This is a genomic window from Marinobacter sp. MA (genome assembly GCF_048298425.1).
In the GTDB taxonomy this organism is placed as follows: domain Bacteria; phylum Pseudomonadota; class Gammaproteobacteria; order Pseudomonadales; family Oleiphilaceae; genus Marinobacter; species Marinobacter salsuginis.
Genome location: NZ_CP103058.1, coordinates 1,813,001 through 1,834,539, shown reverse-complemented (window position 1 = coordinate 1,834,539; position 21,539 = coordinate 1,813,001). Strand labels below are relative to the sequence as shown.

Annotated in this window: 17 protein-coding genes; 5 read left to right on the top strand and 12 right to left on the bottom strand. The window is 58.3% G+C overall.

The genetic code is table 11. The features are described 5' to 3' along the window. Position 1: 1 nt before the first annotated feature. The 5 genes from hisC to purU form a co-directional block, all read right to left on the bottom strand. On the bottom strand, positions 2 to 1,126 hold the full coding sequence (gene hisC, locus NUW46_RS08515) for a histidinol-phosphate transaminase (RefSeq protein ID WP_418141843.1): 1,125 nt from the start codon (positions 1,124 to 1,126) through the stop codon (positions 2 to 4). 45 nt (positions 1,127 to 1,171) lie between these two features. Beyond that, entirely contained in the window at positions 1,172 to 2,269 is a 1,098-nt protein-coding gene (gene pheA / locus NUW46_RS08510; protein WP_418141841.1) for a prephenate dehydratase, read from the bottom strand. A gap of 2 nt (positions 2,270 to 2,271) precedes the next feature. After that, complete coding sequence (gene serC, locus NUW46_RS08505; RefSeq protein WP_305966217.1) at positions 2,272 to 3,354, bottom strand: 3-phosphoserine/phosphohydroxythreonine transaminase; 1,083 nt, start codon at positions 3,352 to 3,354, stop codon at positions 2,272 to 2,274. 51 nt (positions 3,355 to 3,405) lie between these two features. Continuing rightward, a complete protein-coding gene (gene gyrA / locus NUW46_RS08500; protein ID WP_069184604.1) occupies positions 3,406 to 6,027 on the bottom strand; it encodes a DNA gyrase subunit A in 2,622 nt (873 codons plus the stop codon). 126 nt (positions 6,028 to 6,153) lie between these two features. Then, positions 6,154 to 7,008 (bottom strand): formyltetrahydrofolate deformylase, encoded by an 855-nt coding sequence (gene purU / locus NUW46_RS08495; protein WP_069184603.1) that lies wholly within the window; start codon positions 7,006 to 7,008, stop codon positions 6,154 to 6,156. A 143-nt stretch (positions 7,009 to 7,151) separates the two neighbouring features. Between purU and ggt the strand changes: the two genes are divergently transcribed. The 3 genes from ggt to ftsH are packed head-to-tail and all read left to right on the top strand — an operon-like array spanning position 7,152 to position 11,114. Continuing rightward, positions 7,152 to 8,915 carry a gamma-glutamyltransferase gene (ggt, locus tag NUW46_RS08490; RefSeq protein WP_418141840.1) on the top strand — a complete coding sequence of 588 codons (1,764 nt, stop codon included), beginning with the start codon at positions 7,152 to 7,154 and terminating at the stop codon, positions 8,913 to 8,915. A 40-nt stretch (positions 8,916 to 8,955) separates the two neighbouring features. Beyond that, complete coding sequence (locus NUW46_RS08485) at positions 8,956 to 9,204, top strand: thiamine-binding protein (protein ID WP_069184601.1); 249 nt, start codon at positions 8,956 to 8,958, stop codon at positions 9,202 to 9,204. Continuing rightward, positions 9,201 to 11,114, top strand: coding sequence for an ATP-dependent zinc metalloprotease FtsH (gene ftsH, locus NUW46_RS08480; protein WP_418141839.1), 1,914 nt, complete (start codon positions 9,201 to 9,203; stop codon positions 11,112 to 11,114). The genes NUW46_RS08485 and ftsH overlap by 4 nt, the downstream gene beginning before the upstream one ends. A 4-nt stretch (positions 11,115 to 11,118) precedes the next feature. On the opposite strand, the gene NUW46_RS08475 is transcribed toward ftsH, so the two are convergent. From NUW46_RS08475 to cysP, 6 genes are all read right to left on the bottom strand, one after another. After that, positions 11,119 to 11,985: a universal stress protein gene (locus tag NUW46_RS08475; RefSeq protein ID WP_418141838.1), complete on the bottom strand. Its 867-nt coding sequence runs from the start codon at positions 11,983 to 11,985 to the stop codon at positions 11,119 to 11,121. Beyond that, the gene (locus tag NUW46_RS08470; protein ID WP_418141837.1) at positions 11,978 to 14,377 is read right to left on the bottom strand and encodes a Lon protease family protein; all 2,400 of its coding nucleotides are present in this window, start codon (positions 14,375 to 14,377) and stop codon (positions 11,978 to 11,980) included. The genes NUW46_RS08475 and NUW46_RS08470 overlap by 8 nt, the downstream gene beginning before the upstream one ends. 135 nt (positions 14,378 to 14,512) lie before the next feature. After that, positions 14,513 to 15,604, bottom strand: a complete 1,092-nt coding sequence (locus tag NUW46_RS08465; protein WP_418141836.1) for a sulfate/molybdate ABC transporter ATP-binding protein — start codon at positions 15,602 to 15,604, stop codon at positions 14,513 to 14,515. A 9-nt stretch (positions 15,605 to 15,613) separates the two neighbouring features. Beyond that, entirely contained in the window at positions 15,614 to 16,444 is an 831-nt protein-coding gene (gene cysW, locus NUW46_RS08460) for a sulfate ABC transporter permease subunit CysW (protein ID WP_418141835.1), read from the bottom strand. A gap of 3 nt (positions 16,445 to 16,447) precedes the next feature. After that, a complete protein-coding gene (gene cysT / locus NUW46_RS08455; protein ID WP_418141834.1) occupies positions 16,448 to 17,320 on the bottom strand; it encodes a sulfate/thiosulfate ABC transporter permease CysT in 873 nt (290 codons plus the stop codon). 18 nt (positions 17,321 to 17,338) lie between these two features. Further along, positions 17,339 to 18,373, bottom strand: a complete 1,035-nt coding sequence (gene cysP, locus NUW46_RS08450; RefSeq protein WP_153634701.1) for a thiosulfate ABC transporter substrate-binding protein CysP — start codon at positions 18,371 to 18,373, stop codon at positions 17,339 to 17,341. A 257-nt stretch (positions 18,374 to 18,630) separates the two neighbouring features. On the opposite strand from cysP, the gene NUW46_RS08445 reads away from it, so the two are divergent. Further along, positions 18,631 to 20,115: a hypothetical protein gene (locus tag NUW46_RS08445; protein ID WP_418141833.1), complete on the top strand. Its 1,485-nt coding sequence runs from the start codon at positions 18,631 to 18,633 to the stop codon at positions 20,113 to 20,115. Next, on the top strand, positions 20,112 to 21,152 hold the full coding sequence (locus tag NUW46_RS08440) for a hypothetical protein (RefSeq protein ID WP_227514588.1): 1,041 nt from the start codon (positions 20,112 to 20,114) through the stop codon (positions 21,150 to 21,152). Before NUW46_RS08445 ends, NUW46_RS08440 begins: the two co-directional genes overlap by 4 nt. A 38-nt stretch (positions 21,153 to 21,190) precedes the next feature. On the opposite strand, the gene NUW46_RS08435 is transcribed toward NUW46_RS08440, so the two are convergent. Then, on the bottom strand, positions 21,191 to 21,433 hold the full coding sequence (locus NUW46_RS08435) for a hypothetical protein (RefSeq protein WP_222464266.1): 243 nt from the start codon (positions 21,431 to 21,433) through the stop codon (positions 21,191 to 21,193). Positions 21,434 to 21,539 lie beyond the last annotated feature (106 nt).

Sequence of the window (21,539 nt, the reverse complement as noted above, 5' to 3'; positions counted from 1 at the left end):
GTCAGTCGCTTAGCCCCGATGCGGTCAGGGCCTGGGCCAGCGCCTCGATAAAGCGCTCGTTCTCTTCCGGAAGGCCGACAGACACCCGCAGATGCCTGGGCATGCCATAGCCAGCGATGGGCCGGACAATCACACCATGAGCCAGCAGCGACTGGTACACGCCCATGGCCTGCTCTCCCACTTCCACGGCCACGAAATTCCCCGCTGACGGAATGTAGCTGAGTCCCATCCGGTCGAATGCGTCCTGCAACTGACGCAGACCGGCTGTATTCACATCGCGGGAACGCTGGAGATATTCCTCGTCTTCAAGCACAGCCGTGGCTGCGGACAGGGCAACGGTATCCACGTTAAACGGCTGGCGCACCCGATTGAGAATGTCGGCAATGGCCGTTGAAGAGATGCTGTACCCCACCCTGAGTGCGGCCAACCCCCAGGCCTTGGAAAACGTGCGGCAAACGATGAGATTCGGGAAGCGGTCCAACAGTTCGACGCCATCCGGGTATTGATCACCCGTCAGGTATTCGCAGTAGGCCTCATCCAGGACCACAAGCACGTTCTCGGGAATCTTTTTCAGGAACGACTCGATGGCTTCCGCTGTGTGAACCGTACCCGTGGGGTTGTTTGGGTTAGCGACAAACACGAGGCGAGTACGATCGGTGACCGCCTCGGCCATCGCATCCAGATCGTGCCCCCATTCCCGGGCAGGCACAGAAACGCCCTTGGCGCCGATAGCCTGGGTCACCAGAGGATAAACGGCGAATGCGTACTGGGAGAAAACAACTTCGGAATCAGCATCCGTGAAACAGCGGGTGATCACTTCGAGAACGTCGTTCGAGCCGTTGCCAAGGGTAATCTGATCCATTCCAACGTTGAGGCGCTTCGACAACGCCTGTTTCAGGTTGAATCCGTTACCGTCGGGGTACAGACAAAGTTCCGACAACGCCTGCCGCGCCGCCTCAAGGGCTTTCTCGCTGGGCCCGAGCGGGTTCTCATTGCTGGCAAGCTTGATGATTTCCGCCGGGTTGAGACCCAGTTCCCTTGCCAGCTCTTCGATCGGCTTGCCAGGCTGGTAGGGTGAGAGCGCCTGTACGCCGCGAACCGCCAGACTCTGGTAATCAATCGCCATACATTGTCCTCGACATTCTTTGCTCAAAAAGGCTGTTGCAACTACTCAAAGCACGCCAATCGGGTAGGAGCCCAGACGCTTTAGCTCAACCGCCTCTTCATCCACTTCCGCCAGCACCTTACGGACCTGCTCGTCTTCCATGTGTCCCTCGAAATCGATATAGAACACATAGGCCCAGGTACCGCTCGGCGACGGCCGCGTTTCGATCCTGGTGAGACTGAGGCCGTGGCGATGGAACGGTTCAAGGAGTTGATACAGCGCCCCAGGCTTGTTGCGCATGGACACCAGAATGGACGACTTGTCGTGACCGCTGGCCGGCACCTCCTCGCGCCCAATGATCAGGAATCGGGTGGTATTGTCCGGTCGATCCTCGATGCTGTTTGCCAGCTTTTGCAGACCATAGAGCTCGGCCGCCATATCTCCGGCAATGGCTGCTGTTCCCGGCTCCTCGGCGGCACGCCGGGCAGCTTCCGCATTACTGGAAACGGTAACCCGCTCAATACCGTAGCGATGGGTATCCAGCCACTGCCGGCACTGGGCAAAGGACTGTTGATGGGAATAAATCCGGGTAATTTCCTGGTCGCCGTGCTTCGGAGACACCAATAGATGATGGTGGATCCGCAGTTGAACCTCACCGCAGATCTTGAGCGGCGAGGACATGAACATATCCAGGGTATGGTTGATCATTCCCTCGGTGGAGTTTTCGACCGGTACCACACCGTAATGCGCTGCTCCCGATTCAACCTCCCGGAACACCGCGTCGATAGCCGGCAGTGGCACGCTGACCACCGAGTGACCGAAATGCTTGAGCGCTGCAGCCTGGGTAAAGGTGCCAATGGGCCCCAGGAAAGCAATGTGCATGGGCTTTTCAAGCGCCAGACAGGCGGACATGATTTCCCGGAACAGACGCGCCATTTCCTCACCGGAAAGCGGCCCCGGATTCTGCTCCTTGATGCGCCGTAACACCTGGGCTTCCCGCTCCGGGCGGTAGAAAAAGACGTCCTGTCCCGGATTAGCGGTCATCTTCACATGGGCCACTTCCTGGGCACAGGCGGCCCTGGTACTGATAAGCTCCATGATCTTCTGATCAATCTGATCGATCTCGTCCCGCAGCTCTCCGAGCCGAACCTGCTCGTCACTCATGATCAGCCACGCTCCTTCGCAAATTCGGTCATGTAGTTAATCAGCGCATCGACACCGGCTTCGGGCATCGCGTTATAGATGCTCGCACGCATACCGCCAACCGAGCGATGTCCGGCCAGGTTCAACAGGCCACGGGCATTCGCTCCCTTGAGGAACTCACCATTCAGGGCGTCATCAGCCAGGGTGAATGGAACGTTCATCCAGGACCGGAAGCGCGGGTCAATCGGGTTGGCGTAAAACTCATTGGTATCGATAAAGTCATAGAGCTTGCGGGCTTTGCGCAGGTTGATCTCACCCATCGCCTTCACACCGCCCTGCTCTTTCAGCCACTTGAATACCAGGCCGGCCAGGTACCATGAGTAAGTAGCCGGGGTGTTGTACATGGAACCGTTATCCGCAATCACCTGATAGTTCATCATGGTCGGCGTCTCCTTGCGGGCCATGCCCAGGAGATCCTTGCGAATAATCACAACTACCAGACCCGAGGGACCGATGTTCTTCTGGGCGCCGGCATAGATCAGACCGAATTTCGACACATCCACCGGCCGCGAAAGCATAGTGGAAGACATATCCGCCACCAACGGAACCGCCGGGCTGTCCGGAACAAAATCGAATTCCAGACCGCCGATGGTTTCATTGGGCGTGTAGTGCAGGTACGCCGCGTCAGTACTGATCTGCCAGGATGACTGGTCCGGAATCGTGGTAAAGCCACTGTCTTCCGAACTCGCCACTACGTTCACGTTGCCATAGCGACTGGCCTCGGCAATGGCCTTCTTGGACCAGATGCCGGTGTTCACGTAGTCAGCGGAGCCTTTTTCGCCCAGCAGATTCAGGGGAATGGTGGAAAACTGGCTGGACGCCCCGCCCTGCATGAACAGAACGGCGTAGTCGTCAGACACGCCGGCCAGTTCACGCAGATCTTGTTCAGCAGTCTCGGCAATCTGGACAAACTCGTCGCTGCGATGGCTCATTTCCATCACCGACATGCCGGTACCACGCCAGTCGAGCATTTCATCCCGCGCCTGACGAAGCACGCTTTCCGGCAAGGTGGCCGGACCTGCACAAAAGTTATACGCCCTGCTCATGTTGCTGCTTTCTCTCACGTCTTACTGAATCTGTCTGTGGCAAGTGCCGGCTTATTCTTCGCCGGCACTCTCGCCTTCGTCACCTTCTTGCGGGCTCTCGTCGGCAACAATCGGATTGCCTTCGCTGTCGAGCTCTTCGTCGTCGGTTTCCGCGATCCGCTCAACGCCCACCAGGCGCTCGTCTTCCTGGCTCAGCTTGATCAGGCGCACGCCCTGAGTATTCCGGCTCAGAACCGACACTTCGTCTGTCCGGGTACGAACCAGCGTGCCCTTGTCAGAGATGAGCATCATCTCGTCGCCTTCGAACAGCTGCAGGGCCGTTACCAGGTTACCGTTGCGCTCGGAGCACTGCATCGCAATAACGCCCTGACTGCCCCGGCTGTAGGTCGGGAACTCGTCAATGGCGGTCCGCTTGCCGTAGCCGTTTTCCGAGGCGGTCAGGATAACCCCGCCCTCCTGCGGAATAATCAGCGACACCACATGGTGACCTTCGGGCATCTTGATACCGCGAACACCACGGGCGGTCCGGCTCATCGGGCGAACGGCTTCCTCGTTAAAGCGCACCGCCTTGCCGGCAGTCGAGAACAGCATGACTTCGGCATCACCTTTGGTAATGGCCGCGCCGATCAGGGTGTCGCCTTCGTCCAGGGACAGGGCAATCAGACCGGTGCTGCGCGGACGCGAGAAGTTCGGCAACGGCGTCTTCTTGACCACACCGGCAGAGGTGGCCATCAGGACGAACTGGTCTTCCGGATAATCACGAACCGGCAGGAATGTGGTGATACGCTCACCTTCCTCCAGCGGCAGGATATTCACCATGGGCCGACCGCGAGATGCCCGGCTGGCGCGTGGAATCTCGAACACCCGCAGCCAGTAAACCTTGCCACGGTTGGAGAAACACAGAATCGTATCGTGGGAGTTGGCCACCAGCAGCTTCTCGACGAAATCTTCGTCCTTCATGGAGGTGGCTGCCTTGCCGCGACCACCACGGCGCTGGGCCTGATAGTCTTCAACGGCCTGGGTCTTGGCATAACCGCTGTGGGAAATGGTCACCACAAGATCTTCTTCATCAATCAGGTCGGCGATGGTCAGGTCGCGACGGGAGCTGGTAATTTCGGTACGACGCTCGTCACCAAATTCGCTGACGATCGCTTCCAGCTCTTCCCGGATGACCTGGAGCAGTCGCTCGGGGTCGCCCAGAATATCGAGCAGATCGGCGATCTTCTCGAGAATTTCCTTGTACTCGTTCTGCAGCTTCTCGGTCTCGAGGCCGGTCAGACGGTGCAGACGCAGATCCAGAATCGCCTGGGCCTGTTCCGGAGACAGATGGTACAGACCTTCACGCAGACCGTAGATTTCCGGCAGGTCATCCGGACGGCAGGCGTCCTGGCCGGCACGCTCCAGCATGGCCATCACATCGCCCGGGGACCAGCCCTTGGCAACCAGCTTTTCCTTGGCTTCGGCGGCAGACGGCGAGGCCTTGATCAACTCGATAATCTCGTCGATGTTGGCCAGGGCAACGGTCAGGCCTTCCAGAATATGGCCGCGCTCACGGGCCTTGCGCAGTTCGTAAATGGTCCGGCGGGTCACCACTTCACGACGGTGACGAACGAACGCATCCAGCAACTGCTTCAGGTTCAGGGTCTTCGGCTCACCATTGATCAGGCCAACCATGTTGATGCCGAACACGGTCTCAAGCTGGGTTTGGGCAAACAGGTTGTTGACCACAACATCCGGGTTCTCACCCCGACGCAGCTCGATCACCACCCGGATACCTTCCTTGTTGGACTCATCCCGCAGCTCGGAGATACCTTCAAGACGCTTCTCTTTCACCAGCTCGGCGATCTTCTCGATCAGGCGGGCCTTGTTCAGCTGATACGGCAGCTCGGTGATGATGATGGCATCGCGGTTGGTCTTGTTGTCGTGCTCGATCTCGTGACGGGCGCGGATGTAAATGCGGCCACGGCCCGTACGGTAGGCCTCAACAATGCCGGCACGGCCATTGATAATGCCCTGGGTCGGGAAATCCGGGCCCGGGATGTATTCCATCAGTTCATCGATGGTCAGATCCGGGTTATCAATCAGCGCCAGACAGCCATTCACGACTTCCGTGAGATTGTGCGGCGGAATATTGGTGGCCATGCCAACGGCGATACCGGAGGAACCGTTCACCAGCAGGTTGGGAACCCGGGTAGGCAGAACCTCGGGAATCCGCTCGGTGCCGTCGTAGTTGTCAACGAAATCGACAGTTTCCTTGTCCAGATCCGCCAGCAGGGAGTGGGCAATCTTCTCCATGCGGATCTCGGTGTAACGCATGGCGGCCGCGTTATCGCCGTCGATGGAACCGAAGTTACCCTGGCCATCCACCAACGGATACCGCAGGGAGAATGGCTGGGCCATACGAACGATGGTGTCGTATACCGCAGAGTCACCGTGGGGGTGGTATTTACCGATAACATCACCCACAACACGGGCGGACTTCTTGTAGGCCTTGTTCCAGTCGTTGTTCAGTTCGGACATGGCGAACAGGACACGGCGGTGAACCGGCTTGAGGCCATCCCTCACATCCGGAAGCGCCCGCCCGACGATCACGCTCATGGCGTAATCGAGGTAGGACTGTTTTAACTCGTCTTCAATATTGACCGGCAGGATCTCTTTGGCTAACTCACCCATCGAGAAAGGTTCCTTTGCGTTATCTGGAAGTCGTATCAGGGCCGTTTCCGGGCCCCATAGTTATTCTTCAACAAGCCGCCAAGTCTACCACAGTCGCACCCTCTCCGGGGCAACTGTGAGGCAGCCTTAATCAAACACCACTGTCTTGTTTTCGTAGGTGATCACCCGATCCTCGATGTGAGAACGCAGGCCCCTGGCCAGCACGTTCTTCTCGACATCCTTACCGAGGCGGACCATATCCTCGATGGAGTCACTGTGGGTGATCCGGATAACGTCCTGCTCGATGATCGGGCCCTCGTCGAGGTCCTGGGTCACGTAGTGGCAGGTGGCACCAATCAGCTTAACACCGCGACTGTAGGCCTGATGATAAGGGCGAGCACCGGCGAAGGACGGCAGGAAGCTGTGATGGATGTTGATCACCTTGCCGGAGTATTTCTCACAGAGCTCGCCGGGAAGGATCTGCATGTAGCGCGCCAGCACCACCACATCGGCTTCGTATTTCTGGAACAGCTCATCAATATGGGCGAAGGCATCTGCCTTGTTTTCCTTGCTGACCGGTACGTGGTGATACGGAATCTCGTGCCACTCCACCATCCGGCGCAGGTCGTCATGGTTGGAGATGACCGCCACTATCTCGGCGTTGATCTCCTTGCTGTGCCAGCGGTGCAAAAGATCCGCCACACAGTGGGATTCCTTGCTGCACATCAGGATCACTTTCTTCGGCTGGGCCGAATCGGCGATGTGCCAGTTCATGTTGAATTCGCGGGCAATCGGCTCGAACGCCGCCCGGAACTGGTCCAGACCAAACGGTATCGAGGTGGCCTTGATCTCGTGCCGCATGAAAAACCAGCCGGTTTGCGTGTCGGAATGGTGACTCGCCTCGGTAATCCAGCCATTGTATGTAGACAGAAAATTACTCACCTTGGCGACAATTCCCACCCGGTCGGGGCAGGAAATCACAAGACGATAGGTATGCTCCATGAAAGCCTTTCCTTAACTGAAATCCGGGAAAGCAGGTACGTCGGGGAATCACCGCCGACATTAACGGCAGGTTAACGGTACGCACCTATGAAAATGACCGGCTATCATAGCCTATCTGAACGCCAGAAACGAGGAATGGAGATATGGACAGAGGCCTCTACCAACGCACAATCAAAAACGTCTCCACGGGGCGCTCAGGCCGCCTTTCGATTGCGGCCGCCCTGGCCTTTTTAATTACCACCACGCCGGCCTTCGGACAGGCCATTCTCGAGGGTGAACGGTTTCACCCGGTTACCGCAACCCACGGCATGGTTGCCACCAGTCACACACTGGCCACCGAGGTGGCTCTGGAAGTGCTGAAAAACGGCGGGAATGCAATCGATGCAGCCGTTACCGCCGGTTTCGCACTGGCGGTCACCCAGCCTCGTTCCGGCAACATTGGCGGTGGCGGTTTCATGCTGATTTCCAGGGGCGACGGCTCAGATCCGGAAGCCATTGATTATCGGGAAAAAGCGCCCGCTGCCGCCACAGAAACCATGTTCCAGGACGAATCCGGCGAGGTGGTCAAGAACCGCAGTCGTTTTACCCACCTGGCCGCAGGGGTTCCAGGAACGGTTGCCGGCCTGGCACTGGCGCTGGAGCGCCACGGCACCATTACCCTCAAGCAGGCACTGGCGCCAGCCATCAAGCTTGCCCAAGAGGGTTTCGTGGTGCCCCAGCGTTTTACTGAAGGTCTGGAGCAGGCCCGGGAGAGACTCGAGCGATGGCCCGCCACCCGTGACACCTTTTATAAGGAAGACGGCGGCGCCTGGCAGCCCGGAGAACGTTTTCGACAGCCGGAACTGGCGGCAACACTCCAGCGCATTGCCGACAATGGCGTGAAAGGCTTTTACGAAGGCGAAACGGCCGATCTGATTGCCAGCGAAATGGAACGAAATGGCGGCCTGATCACGCACCAGGACCTCAAAGACTACCGCCCGGTAGTCCGAGAGCCGGTTTACGGCAACTATCGCGGGTACGATATTTTCTCCATGTCGCCGCCCTCCTCCGGTGGCACCCACATTGTCCAGATCCTGAATATCCTGGAAGGCTTCCCGATGGCCGAGTTTGGCCACAACTCCGCTGATGCGATTCATCACATGGCCGAAGCCATGAAACTGGCCTACGCCGACCGTTCAAAATACCTGGGCGACACCGATTATGTGGAGGTGCCACTGGCGGGGTTAACCAGCAAAGGCTACGCAGACGAACTCCGCAAAGGCATTAATCCGGACAGGGCACGACCAGCCAGCGACATCAATCCCGGCCAGCCGGCTGTCTGGGAAAGTCCTGAAACCACCCATTTTTCCGTGGTGGATAAATGGGGCAACGCGGTATCAAACACCTACACCATCAATTTCAGTTACGGATCCGGCATTACGGTGGAAGGCGCCGGTTTCCTGCTTAACAACGAAATGGACGACTTCAGTGCCAAGCCCGGTGTACCCAACGCCTATGGTCTGATCGGCGGCGAAGCCAACAAGGTTGAGCCCGGCAAGCGCATGCTGAGCTCCATGTCGCCCACCATCGTGAAAAAGGATGGCAAGAACGTTCTGGTTACCGGCAGCCCCGGGGGCTCCCGGATCATTACCACCACCTTGCAGGTGATCCTCAATGTGATTGATCATGGCATGAACGTTCAGACCGCCGTGAGCGCACCCCGCATGCATCACCAGTGGCTGCCGGATGAAATCCGGATCGAACAGGGCATCAGCCCGGACACCATTCGACTGCTGGAGGAACGCGGCCATAAGGTGGTAGGCGGATCAGCTATGGGCGCCATCCAGAGCATCCTGATTGACGAAGACGGTGTTCTCAATGGTGGCGCGGACCCGAGGAGGAGCACTTCGTCGGCCATGGGCTATTAACGGGCAATTGACCGGGGTCACTAACCTGAAAGGAGGCTTTATGTATCTTTCTGTACAGCTGAGCTGCTATCCCCTGAAAGAGGAGTACAAGCAGCCAATCAAAGACCTGATCGCGCGCCTGGAGCAGACCGGACTGGAAGTCTACCCGGGGCGAATGAGCACCGAGATTTTCGGCGACTATGATGAGGTAATGGGCGTGCTCTCGGATACCATGAAATGGTCATTCGAGACTTACGGAAAATCCGTCTTCGTGGCTAAGATCATGGAGGGCGACCGGAGACCGAGATGACAGCACCGGGTGGGCCAGACAACCAGCAACAGAAGCCGGACCAGAACCAACAGCCGGCAATCCCGAACCAGTTTGCGTTCCTGTGGCTCAGTGCCGCCATCTTCCTGATGGTGCTCTGGCTTCAGGACGGCGGACAACCCCGGCTTCAGGACCTGGCCTATTCCGAATTCAAGACCGCTGTGATGAACAATCAGGTGGCGGAAGTCACTCTGAAAGAGGAATCCATCACCGGTCTGTTTACCGACAGCGGTGCTGCAGACTTCAGCTCTGACAGCCCCGCACGGACCAGCACCCCGGGGTTCCAGACCATCCGCCCGCCCATGGAAGACCCCGCCCTGCTCAACCTGCTGGAAGAGCACGAAGTTGTAATCCGGGCCACCCCCTCCGGCTTGCCCTGGTGGCAGGAAATGATCCGCGGCTTCCTGCCCTGGATCCTTCTGCTGGCCCTGATGTTCTGGTTCTGGGGCGCCGCCCAGAAGCGGATGACCCAGGGTGGTGGGCCGTTTGATTTCAGCCGTTCCAAGGCAAGACGGGCCCGGAAGGAAACCTCGACGGCAACGCTCGATGACGTGGCCGGCATTGAATCCGCCAAGCGGGAAATTGCCGAGATCATCGATTTCCTGAAGTCTCCCGAAAAATACCGGGCACTGGGTGCCGTCATGCCCAAGGGTGTGCTTCTGGTCGGCCCGCCCGGCACCGGCAAGACACTGCTGGCCCGGGCCATCGCCGGCGAAGCCGAAGTGCCCTTCTACAGCATCAGCGCCTCGGAATTCATCGAGATGTTCGTGGGTGTTGGCGCCGCGCGGGTTCGGGACATGTTCAAGGAAGCCCGGAAAGACGCGCCGGCGCTGATTTTCATCGACGAACTGGATGCCATTGGCCGATCACGTGGTGCGGGCCTGGGTGGTGGCCATGATGAAAGAGAGCAGACCCTGAACCAGATCCTCACGGAAATGGACGGTTTCGAGGCCCACGAAAATGTTCTGGTACTGGCTGCCACCAACCGGCCGGACGTTCTGGACAGCGCCCTGCTCCGCCCGGGCCGTTTTGACCGCAAGATCACCCTCGACCGCCCCCACAAGGAGGCCCGCGCGGCCATCCTGAAGGTTCATGTGCGCAAGGTGCCACTGGCAAACGATGTCGATCTGGAACAACTGGCAGCGCGCACGATCGGTTTCTCCGGGGCGGACCTGAAAAACCTGGTGAATGAAGCCGCGCTGACGGCAGCCCGGGAAAACCTGCACGAGGTGAACGCCCATTGCTTTGAGCTGGCAAGGGACAGAATCATTCTCGGCGAAGAACGGGACACCAAGCTCACGCCCAAGGAGCGGGAGGCGATTGCCTACCACGAGTGCGGCCACGCCATCATGGCCTATTACATGCGCAACGCCGACCCACTCACCAAATTAACGATCATCCCTCACGGCATGGCCATGGGGGTGACCGAACAAACGCCTCGGGAAGACCACTACACCTACAACGAAAGTTACCTCAAGGATCGCATCAAGGTGATGCTTGGTGGCCGCTGTTCAGAAAAGCTGATTTATGGTGAAGTCAGCACCGGGGCCCAGAACGACCTGAAGGAAGCCACCGCTCTGGTACGCAAAATGGTCGGTCAGTGGGGTATGAGTGAAAAAATCGGCCCCCTTGGCTTAAGCATTGGCGAAGAGCATGTGTTCCTTGGCCGGGAGATGGGCATGCCCAGGGAATTCAGTGAAAAGATGGCCGAGATGATCGATGAGGAAATCCAGTCCCAACTACTGGCGCTGGAGAGGGCTACCCTGGACTTCCTGACCGAGCACCGAAACCAGCTGGAAGCCCTCGCCACGGCCGTATTGAAGCACGAAACCCTCTCTGCCGAAGACGTCGAGGAAATCCTGCGCAAGGAAGACGCTCGCAAGATTGCTTGAGGATTCAGGGAGTCACAGTCACCGGAAGGTTCAGTGCCACCAGCAACCGCTCCGCGCCGGGTTCCTGAAGCAAAGAACAATCACGGCTAAGCACCAGCTGAACGGCTTTCTCCTCGCGCAAAATACCGGCTACGGTAACTGGGTCCGTTGATGGCAGCGAGCGTACACGAAGGTCCCGCTCTGGAATACCCAGCTCCAGAAGTATGCGTTGCCGCTCCTCGGGCGGAATATCCGGTCCCGCCCCTAGCAACATCGTTACCGGCCGATGGGAATACCGAATAGCCTCAGCTGCTGCCTGAACCGCGCGGCTATTGGCCTCCCTGTGATCATTCAGAAAAACCACTACCCGGCCCTGCGGCAAAACGCGATGTTCGCACCAGAGCAGAACCCTGCCCGGCGAACGACGAACCAGCCCCTTGGCCGTTGACCCCAGGCGCGCCCCCGGCGCCGAGGACCAACCAACTCGGCCAAGCACCAGAAGATCCCGGGGCCCAGCCAGAGCCAGCACTTCATCAATTACATGGCCACGGGCAATGCTAAGCGTGTGCTTGCCGCCATATGGCGCTACAGCGCCAGCCAAAGCGTGCCGAGCCTGGCTGGCCAGCCTTTGCATTCGCTGCTCAACGCCGGCGGCATCAAAAGGGCGGCTGACGCCGGAGGACGCCCCCACCTCTCTGGCAAAGCCATACCCCGCACTTCGTAACAGGTTCAGTTCCTCAACAAACACGCCAAGCACATCAGCACCGGTGGAACCTGCAATCTCAGCCGCAGCCTTCAACGCGGCATAGCTCATTCTCGAACCATCCAGCAGTACAAGCACACGGCCGGTTTCATCACTGCTCACGGCCCGACCTTCAGGTGTGTCAGTCACTGTCCTTACCCCCGCCGTTGTTTGCATCTCCATTGCTATCCCGTTTTTTGCTGGCCTCCGCAAATTTCTCGAGGCGCTCGGCAACCCGGCGATTGAAGCTGTTTTCTGGAAACTGGCCATTACTGTCCGGCTCCCCGGCCTCCAGACCGGTCAAAAGCTCAATGGCTTCGTTGATATGGGAGATCGGATAGATCCGGAATCGGTCCTCTGCAATCGCCTGCCTGACATCGGCCCTGAGCATCAAATGCTCAACATTGCTTGCCGGCAGCAGAGCCCCCTGGCCGCTAACTTCACCGGCCTCCTTGCAGACATCGTAAAAGCCTTCGATCTTCTCATTCACGCCACCCACGGCCTGAACTTCGCCATGCTGATTCATGGACCCCGTGACGGCGAAGGACTGCCTGAGTGGCACCCGGGAAATGGCTGAAAGCAGCACGCAGGTCTCTGCCACCGATGCGGAATCGCCCTCAACACCACCGTAGGATTGCTCGAAAGCCAGACTCGCTGAAAGCGACAGCTCGCCTTCAGCGGCGTATCGGCTCGCCAGGAATCGGGACAGTATCATCACGGCTTTACTGTGGATGGGGCCACCCAGTTTGGCTTCGCGCTCAATATCGACCACCTGCCCCTTGCCCGGCCGCGCCGTGGCGGTAATCCGGGTAGGCTGGCCAAACATGGACGCTCCGAGCCTGAGTACCGAAAGGCCATTCACCTGAGCCACTTCCTCGCCGGTAGTGGCAATCATCACGACACCCCGGCTGATTTGCTCCCGGCTTCTTTCCCGAACCCGGCTCGCCCGGTATTCCCGCTCATCAATAGCCTGCTGGAGATGGCTGGCCTCGACGGTATCGGCGCCCGCCTGGCTGGCCCAATGATCAGCCTCACTGAGTATGTCCCGGAGCACCCGGTCGTGGGCGGTCAGCTTGCGTTGGTCCGCAGCCAGCCGACTGGCATGCTCAATCAGCCTGGCGACAGCACCTCGCTCCAGCGGCCGCATTTTCAGGGCCCGGGCCATGGTGGCGATCATCCGGGCGTAGAGTTCGTAGCAGTCATCGTTACGATCAAGATCATCCTCAAAATCCGCCTCAACCTTGAAGAGGTCCAGGAAATCCGGATCGTAATGGGACAACAGGTAGTACAGCATCCGGTCCCCAAGCAAAACCACTTTGACCGACACGGGAATCGGCTCCGGCTGCAGACTGACGGTACTTACCAATCCATAGAGCCGCTCCAGGGACTCGATGCGGATTTCACCGGATGACAGAATCCGCTTCAGGCTTTCCCAGGCCATGGGCTGAGTCAGCACCCGCCGGGCATCGATGATCAGATAGCCGCCGTTGGCGCGGTGCATGGAACCACCGCGAATCAGCGTGAAGTCGGTATAGAGGTTGCCCTGACGGGCCCGATGTTCAATCTGCCCGGCCAGGTGCTGATGATTGGGCAGATCCTCGTAGATAACCGGCGCGCCGACGGTTTCGGCGTTATCCACCAGCAAATTGACCTTGTACCGCGCCAGCAGCCCTGCCGGTGGCCCGTTATCACTGTCCTGGAAGGCTTCGGCATGCTCCACCACGTCTTCGCGGACCGCGTCCAGGTAATCGACAACCTCCGGGAGATGAGACCATTTTTCCCTCAGTTCCCCGATCGGGCCGCCGAGAGTCAGCTGCACCATCTCTTCATTCAGGGCATGGACCCGCTCACGCACTTCTTTCCGCATCCTGGGAATCTGCTGGATGGTCTGCTGCAGCTTTTTCTGCAGTTCCTCAACCTTGGATTCAACCAGTTGCTTTTCTTCATCGGAGAATTTCTTGTATTCCTCGGGATCGATCACCTCACCTTTGCGCATGGGGGCAAAGGTAAAACCGGCTGGTGTGGTGATCATGGCAATGTTGTTGCGGTTGGCCTCTTCCTGGATCTCGAACAGCCCCTGGTGCTGGCGCTTGGCCATCTCTTCCTGCAGCTCCTGCAAGCGGGCCTGGTACTCCTCGCTCTCAAAGGCCGCCGGAATGGCCGTGCGAAGCTCCTCAGCCAGATCACTCATGTCTTTCTTGAATTGCTGTCCCTGCCCCGCTGGCAACTGGATCGCACCCGGCCGATCTGAAAAGCGGAAGTTATAGACATGGCACCAATCCGGAGGAACCGGTTGCCTGGCTGCGTGCCGGGAAAGAAAGCGCTCAACAAGTTCATGCTTCCCTGCCCCGGCGGGCCCGAGGACAAACAGGTTGAAACCCTCAGCCCGGATACCCGCGCCGAATTCCAGTGCTCGCAGAACCCGGTCCTGACCGTAGGGTTGATCCAGGTCTTGCAGGTCATCGGTGGTCAGGAAATCCAGTTTTTCCTCTGGACAAGCGTGATAGACCTGGTCTCCGGTTAACGGGGCGGGTAATGGCATTACATCCTCCTGATGGTTTCCACCCGGGTGTGGAATACGCCGATGATGTCGGACGAGTCATCCGGGGGGGGGGCGGCGCCCCCTCATCAGGAAACTATAGATTATGGCCGGCGCCCTGCTCCAGCCATCGGGGCACTAACGCCACTCGAGGGTCTTGGGCTCGGGCGAATGCTCACAGAACAGGTGGCCGACATCCGGCACCGCAAAGCAGCGATCACCGCGCTGGGGTTGGCGGGCGTTGAACTCGGTATGGCTGATGCCAACCTCCCACAACTCGTCACACTCCCAACCATCGGGCTTGAGTTCGATCCGCACTTCGGCACCGATCAGGTTGATGGCCTCGATACGGAACGGCAGATGGGCCTGGTCACTGGCGGACTGGGTCAGGCGAACTTCGTGGGGCCGAAGATAGAACTGGGCGTCGTCGTTTTCGCAGCCTTCAGGTAAGCGAATCCAGGCATCGCCCTGGCTCATGACGCCGTCGCGGATCTTGCCGGAAAGCACATTTACCTGGCCGAGAAATTCGAACACGAACCGGCTGTCCGGACGACCGTAAAGCTCCAGGGGCGTATCAACCTGCTCAATCCGGCCATTGCTCATCACCACCACCTGATCGGAGAGTTCCAGGGCTTCTTCCTGATCGTGAGTCACGAACACACTGGTGAAGTGCAGCTCGTCGTGCAGACTTCGCAGCCAGCGGCGTAGGTCTTTTCGCACCTTGGCATCAAGCGCGCCGAAGGGTTCATCCAGCAAAAGAATCTCTGGCCGCATGGCCATGGCACGAGCCAACGCAATGCGCTGCTTCTGGCCACCGGAGAGTTGCGCCGGGTAACGGCCCGCCAGATGTTCCAGCTGCACCATCTCCAGCAGGTCTTTCACCCGCTTGCGGATCTCCGGTTTACCCGGGCGCTCCTTACGCGGAAGCACGTTAAGGCCAAAGGCCACGTTCTCGGCCACTGTCATGTGGCGGAACAGCGCATAGTGCTGGAACACAAACCCCACGCGCCGGTCCCGCACGTGCAGGTCGGTTACATCCCTGCCGCTGAAGCGTATTCTCCCCTCTTCCGGCGTTTCCAGGCCGGCAATGATCCGCAGCAGCGTAGTCTTGCCCGAGCCAGAGGGGCCTAGCAACGCCGTGAGCTGGCCGTCCGGAATGGTCAGATTGATATCATGCAGGGCCTGGAACTTGTCGAAAAACTTGTTGATACCCTGTATCTCGATACTCATTGGAAACCCTTAGTTACGACTCTGACGCCATTCAACAATGGCCTTCACGACAAGAGTGATCAGCGCGATACCTGCAAGCAGTGACGAAGCTGCAAACGCGCCCACCGTGTTGTAATCCTGGTAAAGCAGCTCTACCTGCAACGGCAGCGTGTTGGTTTCGCCCCGGATATTGCCGGAAACCACCGATACGGCGCCAAACTCGCCCACTGCCCGGGCATTGGTGAGGATAACGCCGTAAAGAAGCGCCCAGCGGATATTCGGAAGGGTCACCCGCCGGAACAACTGCCAGCCGGAGGCACCCAGTACCACACCGGCCTCTTCCTCTTCCCGGCCCTGCTGCTGCATCAGTGGAATCAGTTCCCTGGCCACAAACGGGCAGGTTACGAAGACCGTAACCATCACAATGCCTGGCCACGAAAACATCAGTTGAATGTCGTATTCACCAAGCCACTGGCCTACCCAGCCATTGCTGCCATAAAGCAGAAGGAAAAGTAGACCGGCAACTACTGGAGAAACGGCGAATGGAATATCAATCAGTGTGGTCAGCAGCTTGCGCCCGGGGAACCGGAAGCGGGTCACCAGCCACGCCAGGAAAACGCCGAATACCATGTTCAGCGGCACGGTGAGCAATGCAACCACGAGCGTCAGACCGATGGCGTGAAGCGTGTACTCGTTGAGAATATTGCTGACGTAACCGGCCCAGCCCTCGGCAAACGCCTGCACAAAAATCAGCACCAGGGGCATGAACAGCAACAGAACGGTCGAAGCAACAGCCAAACCGATCAGCGTGCGACGAACCAGCGGGCTATCGCCCACGCGACGATGTTTACGCGCAGCCATACCCTAACCTCCGTGCAGGCGCTTGAGGTAGCGCCCCTGCCAGACGTTGATCGCCAGAAGCAGCAACAGCGATACCGTCATTACCACCGCGGCAATGGCACTGGCCGCCGGAAAATCGTACTCCTCCAGGCGAACAAAGATCATCAGACTGATCACTTCACTGATGTAGGGCGAGTTGCCGGCAATGAAGATAACCGCGCCGTATTCCCCAAGGCTTCGGGCAAACGAAAGCGCACCTCCGGTTACAACAGCCGGCCAGAGTGTGGGGAACAGGATCTTCCGAAAGACCGTCATGTCCGAAGCACCCAGGCTCATGGCCGCTTCCTCATCCTCCGGTGCCATTTCCTCCAACACCGGCTGAACCGTCCGCACCACGAACGGCACGCTGGTAAACGCCATGGCCACCACAATACCCAGCGGTGTGAATGCCACTTCGATACCCAGATCGGCGAGATACTGGCCGTACCAGCCGTTTTCGGCAAACAGGGTTGCCAGCGTGATGCCGGCGACGGCAGTTGGCAGAGCAAATGGCAGATCCATGATCGCATCCAGCAGCCGCTTGCCTGGAAACTCGTAACGCACTAGCACCCACGCCATCAGCAGGCCGAACACGCAGTTAAACAGGGAGGCCGCCAGCGCCGCCAGGACGGTTACCTTGTAGGACGCAACCACCCGGGGATCGGTGATGACAAACCAGAACTGCTCCCACCCCATGCCAGCGGCACGGATAAACAGGCCGCTGATGGGCAGAAGCAGCACCAGGCTGATAAAGAAAAGCGAAATCCCGAGGCTCAGTCCGAACCCCGGCAAAACGCGTTTGGTGGCGGGAGCGCTCAGCCGCTTTGACGGGCGCTCCGAAACGTCAGTGGTGGCCATGGATCAGGTGCGCATCCCTTAGCGGCGACGCTGCAACTGGTCCAGCTTGCCGCCACTGGCAAAGTGGGTCTCCATGGCGTTTTCCCAGCTACCGGCGATGTCCTGAATCGGCATCAGCTTCAGTTCCGGGAACTTGTCCGCCACTTCCGCTTTCACGGTTTCGTTATGCACCCGGTAGTTGAAGCCGGCCAGCAGGCGCTGGGCTTCTTCGGAGTAAAGATGCTTCAAGTAGGCCTGGGCCAGTTCTTCTGTGCCCTTCTTCTCAATGTTCTTGTCGATCCAGGTCACCGGGAACTCGGCCAGGAAACTCACTTTCGGAACCACAACCTGGAAGTTCTTGTCCGGGTTCAGTTCCGGGATGTTGTTTACTTCGGACTCAAAGGTCAGCAGCACATCACCCAGGCCGCGCTCGACAAACGTGGTGGTGGCGCCACGGCCGCCGGAGTCGAAGACCTTTACCTGACCCAGCAGATCGCTCAGGAAGGCGTCGATCTTCTCCTGGTCGTCACCGAACTTGTCCTGGGCAAAACCCAGCGCCGCCAGGTAGGTGTAGCGGCCGTTACCGGAGGTTTTCGGGTTCGGCATGATCAGCTCGACGTCTTCGCGGATAAGGTCATCCCAGTTCTGGATGTTCTTGGGGTTACCCTCACGCACCAGGAACGCCATGGTGGAATAGTAGGGAGAGCTGTTATTTGGCAGGCGTGATGCCCAATCCTCGGGAATCAGGTTGCCGCGCTCGGCCAGAATGTTCACGTCAGTGACCTGGTTGTAGGTCACCACATCGGCACCGAGGCCCTGAAGAATGGCGCGAGCCTGCTTGGAGGAGCCAGCGTGTGACTGCTGGATATCGACTGTCTCGCCTGTTTTTTCCTTCCAGTAGTCCTGGAACAGAACGTTGTATTCGGCAAACAGCTCACGGGCAATATCGTAGGAGGAGTTCAGAAGCTCGCGCTCCTGGGCAGAAGCCGGCCCCGTCAGCGAGAACGCCAACGCCAGCGCACTGAACCACAGGCCCTTACGGGCTTTGGAACCAGAAAAAATTGAATTCGGCATAGTAGGCAGAGCTCCCAGTTAACTCGGAATCTTGATATACGCCAGAGGAATAAAGATGGCGCTTTGTTAGAACGCAAAGATAAGGTCGGAGTTCTAAAACAACAATGCCTTAACTAGATGATTTATTGCTGCCGTAAAAACTTAAAGTTATAAGAGGCATCTGTTACAGACAGGCGTCAAATTTGATCGCGCCGGACTGGTACCCGGCGCATCTTCCACTACTATCAAGGTAAGTCAGCGCTGGAGAAGACGTTGCCGTGGGACTGTCGATCAAGACAACGGAATTTGCGCCGGAAGACTTTGAACGTTTTGCCGCCAAGGTCCGCACAGACCTGAAAGCGCTCACTCGTCTTTTGAACCGGCCCGGCTTTGGTGAGGGTGAGAGTTCCATTGGCGCCGAGGTAGAGTTCTACATCGTAAACTCTGACCTGCGCGCGCAACCCATCAACACCGACATTGCCGCCAGAGTCCAGGACCCCCAGCTTACGGTTGAGCTCAACCGCTTCAATCTCGAATACAACCTCAGCCCCCAGGCATTCAAGGGATCACCGTTTGCCAGAACGGAGCAGGAGCTGCTCACTGCGATTCGGAGAATCGATGAGCACGCCGCGCCATTGGATGGAGAGTTGGTACCGATCGGCATTTTGCCGACACTTCGCCAGTCCGACATGGGTGCGCAGGTGATGACAGACGAACCTCGTTATCACGCGCTATCCAAAGCATTGCTCGAACAACGGGGCGAGCCGTTCAGCATCCATATTGGCGGTAACGATGTGATTAACCTGGAGGCCGACGATGTCTACATGGAAGGCGCCAACACCTCTTTCCAGTTGCACTGGCGCGTGCCAGCCCATCGTTTTGCGGATTATTTCAATGCCGTACAACTCGTCACGCCGGTGGTCCTCGCTCTGGCGAGCAACTCACCCAGTCTGTTTGGCCACCACCTGTGGGACGAAACCCGGATTGCCCTGTTCAAACAATCCATAGACAGCCGTTCCCCCAACCACAAAACCTGGCGTCATCCGCCACGGGTTTACTACGGAAACGGCTGGATACGCAGCGCCTGGGAACTTTTTGCCGCCTCGGCATCGCTCTATCCCCCCATCATTCCATTGATGTCGGAGGAAGACCCGATGGCCGTGATTGATCGTGGTGAAGTGCCCAAACTGGCTGAACTGAGACTGCACCAGGGAACCACCTGGCCCTGGAACCGGGCCATCTATGACCATACCGAAGGCGGCCATCTACGCATTGAGATTCGCTCCATGCCTGCAGGCCCGACTGCCGCTGATATGTGTGCGAACGGCCTGTTCATAATAGGGGCAGCGCTGGCAGTGCTGGATGACATCGGCCATCTGACGTCGATACTCCCCTTCCATTACACCGAACACAATTTTTACCGCGCCGCAAAATATGGCGTCGGCGCAGAAATCATCTGGCCTCAAAAGGATCAGGTGCAGTTGCAGGATACGCCCCTGTTAACCGTAGCCCGGGAGCTGCTGCCCCGGGCCTGTGAAGCCCTTGCGCAGACAGCCGTGGACGAATCGGAAATACGCCGCCTGCTGGGAATCATCGAAGGCCGCATTGAAACAGCCATGTCGGGCGCCCGGTGGCAGCGCCACATCACCGAGTCCCTGTTCAAGACTGTAAAGCCCGATGACGCCTTCCGAACTATGCTGTCTCTTTACATGGCCAACCAGAAGAAAAATACGCCGATCCATGAATGGACATTGTCACCGTGAGCAACTCGAACGTACTCGATTATCTGCATGATCCCTCACCCCGCACGCTGGGCCGCTCCCCTCTTGAATGGCTGGAGCAGCTGCAGAAACCCACGGTTGTCCGTGTTGCTGGTCGCGATCGCTCCCGCACCCGGGCCATGGCGACGCTGCTTCACGGTAATGAGCCTTCGGGCCTGTTTGCACTTCACCGTTGGCTGCTTGAGCAGCACACCCCTGAGGTCAACATGCTGTTTCTCCTGGGCGGCGTCTACCCTGCGAAAATCCCGCCCACCCTCTCACTGCGACAGCTTCCTGCGGGACGTGACCTCAACCGCTGTTTCAAAGAACCGTTCGCGGGAGAGGAAGGCGCGATTGCAAAGGCCATGCTGTCAGAACTTCATGACGCGAACCCGGAATGCTTGCTGGACGTACACAACACCTCAGGCACAGGGCCGGCCTTCGCGGTGACCATCACCAATGATGCGGCCCACCAGGCGTTGACCTCTCTGTTCACAGACCGCCTCATAATGACAGATCTTCGCCTCGGTGCCCTGATGGAATACTCCGAGCAGGAAGTCCCAACGGTAACCATCGAATGTGGTGGGTCCCAAGATGATCAGGCCCATCAATTGGCGTATGAGGGCCTCGTGCGGTATGCCTCAAGGCCAGACGTGTTATCACTTGAAAAGGCGGAGTGGGACGTGGAGGTACTAAGAAATCCGATTCGGGTGGAGCTGGTTCCGGAAGCAACCATAGAATATCTTACTGAACCCTCCGGCCGGGCTGACCTCACTTTGCCACCAGACATCGAACACCGAAATTTCGGGATCGTATCGCCAAATGAGCCGCTGGGATGGATTGGAAAAAAAGGCCTCAGCGTACTCAACGCCATCGGCCATAACCGGACAGAGAACATGGAGCAGGTTTTTCAGGTCAGAGAGGGGAAAATCTTCCCCGCGCAGGCCATCAAAGCCTTTATGATTACCACCAACCCGGTGATTGCAAAGAGCGATTGCCTCTTCTACGCGGTCAAGGCGACTGGTGAGCCCATTTTCTGACAAGAAACAAAAGGCAAGCGCCCCTTTCGTCCCTCCAATCAGGGGTTGGACACTACTTCAACGCTGTCGGCGTGGCATGCGAGTTTAGCCCTGTCGAAGCTGCGTGTCGGGTTGGTGACGTATCGAACCCCGGACACCCTCACAGTCGCGCCTTTGGAGATACCTCGCATCTGGAGTGCCTTGCCATTGATCTGAGCTGAGGAGCGGCAATAACGTTTCCAGTCAACTCGTCCTTTGGCGTCAACCAAAGCCCCACGGAAAATGCCGACTACATCTGGCATTGGCGCATACTCGGGCTCCCAGACCGGCTCGGGGGTGGGTTTGGTCGATTCAAAACTCGCATAGGCTGCCCGACATGCCTCAATGTCGGATTCTGGAACCGTCTTG

Excerpts from the sequence above, each read along its gene's own strand:
- hisC (WP_418141843.1), bottom strand. The coding sequence starts at position 1,126 with ATGGCGATTGATTACCAGAGTCTGGCGGTTCGCGGCGTACAGGCGCTC.
- pheA (WP_418141841.1), bottom strand. The coding sequence starts at position 2,269 with ATGAGTGACGAGCAGGTTCGGCTCGGAGAGCTGCGGGACGAGATCGAT.
- serC (WP_305966217.1), bottom strand. The coding sequence starts at position 3,354 with ATGAGCAGGGCGTATAACTTTTGTGCAGGTCCGGCCACCTTGCCGGAA.
- gyrA (WP_069184604.1), bottom strand. The coding sequence starts at position 6,027 with ATGGGTGAGTTAGCCAAAGAGATCCTGCCGGTCAATATTGAAGACGAG.
- purU (WP_069184603.1), bottom strand. The coding sequence starts at position 7,008 with ATGGAGCATACCTATCGTCTTGTGATTTCCTGCCCCGACCGGGTGGGA.
- ggt (WP_418141840.1), top strand. The coding sequence starts at position 7,152 with ATGGACAGAGGCCTCTACCAACGCACAATCAAAAACGTCTCCACGGGG.
- NUW46_RS08485 (WP_069184601.1), top strand. The coding sequence starts at position 8,956 with ATGTATCTTTCTGTACAGCTGAGCTGCTATCCCCTGAAAGAGGAGTAC.
- ftsH (WP_418141839.1), top strand. The coding sequence starts at position 9,201 with ATGACAGCACCGGGTGGGCCAGACAACCAGCAACAGAAGCCGGACCAG.
- NUW46_RS08470 (WP_418141837.1), bottom strand. The coding sequence starts at position 14,377 with ATGCCATTACCCGCCCCGTTAACCGGAGACCAGGTCTATCACGCTTGT.
- NUW46_RS08465 (WP_418141836.1), bottom strand. The coding sequence starts at position 15,604 with ATGAGTATCGAGATACAGGGTATCAACAAGTTTTTCGACAAGTTCCAG.
- cysW (WP_418141835.1), bottom strand. The coding sequence starts at position 16,444 with ATGGCTGCGCGTAAACATCGTCGCGTGGGCGATAGCCCGCTGGTTCGT.
- cysT (WP_418141834.1), bottom strand. The coding sequence starts at position 17,320 with ATGGCCACCACTGACGTTTCGGAGCGCCCGTCAAAGCGGCTGAGCGCT.
- cysP (WP_153634701.1), bottom strand. The coding sequence starts at position 18,373 with ATGCCGAATTCAATTTTTTCTGGTTCCAAAGCCCGTAAGGGCCTGTGG.
- NUW46_RS08435 (WP_222464266.1), bottom strand. The coding sequence starts at position 21,433 with ATGCCAGATGTAGTCGGCATTTTCCGTGGGGCTTTGGTTGACGCCAAA.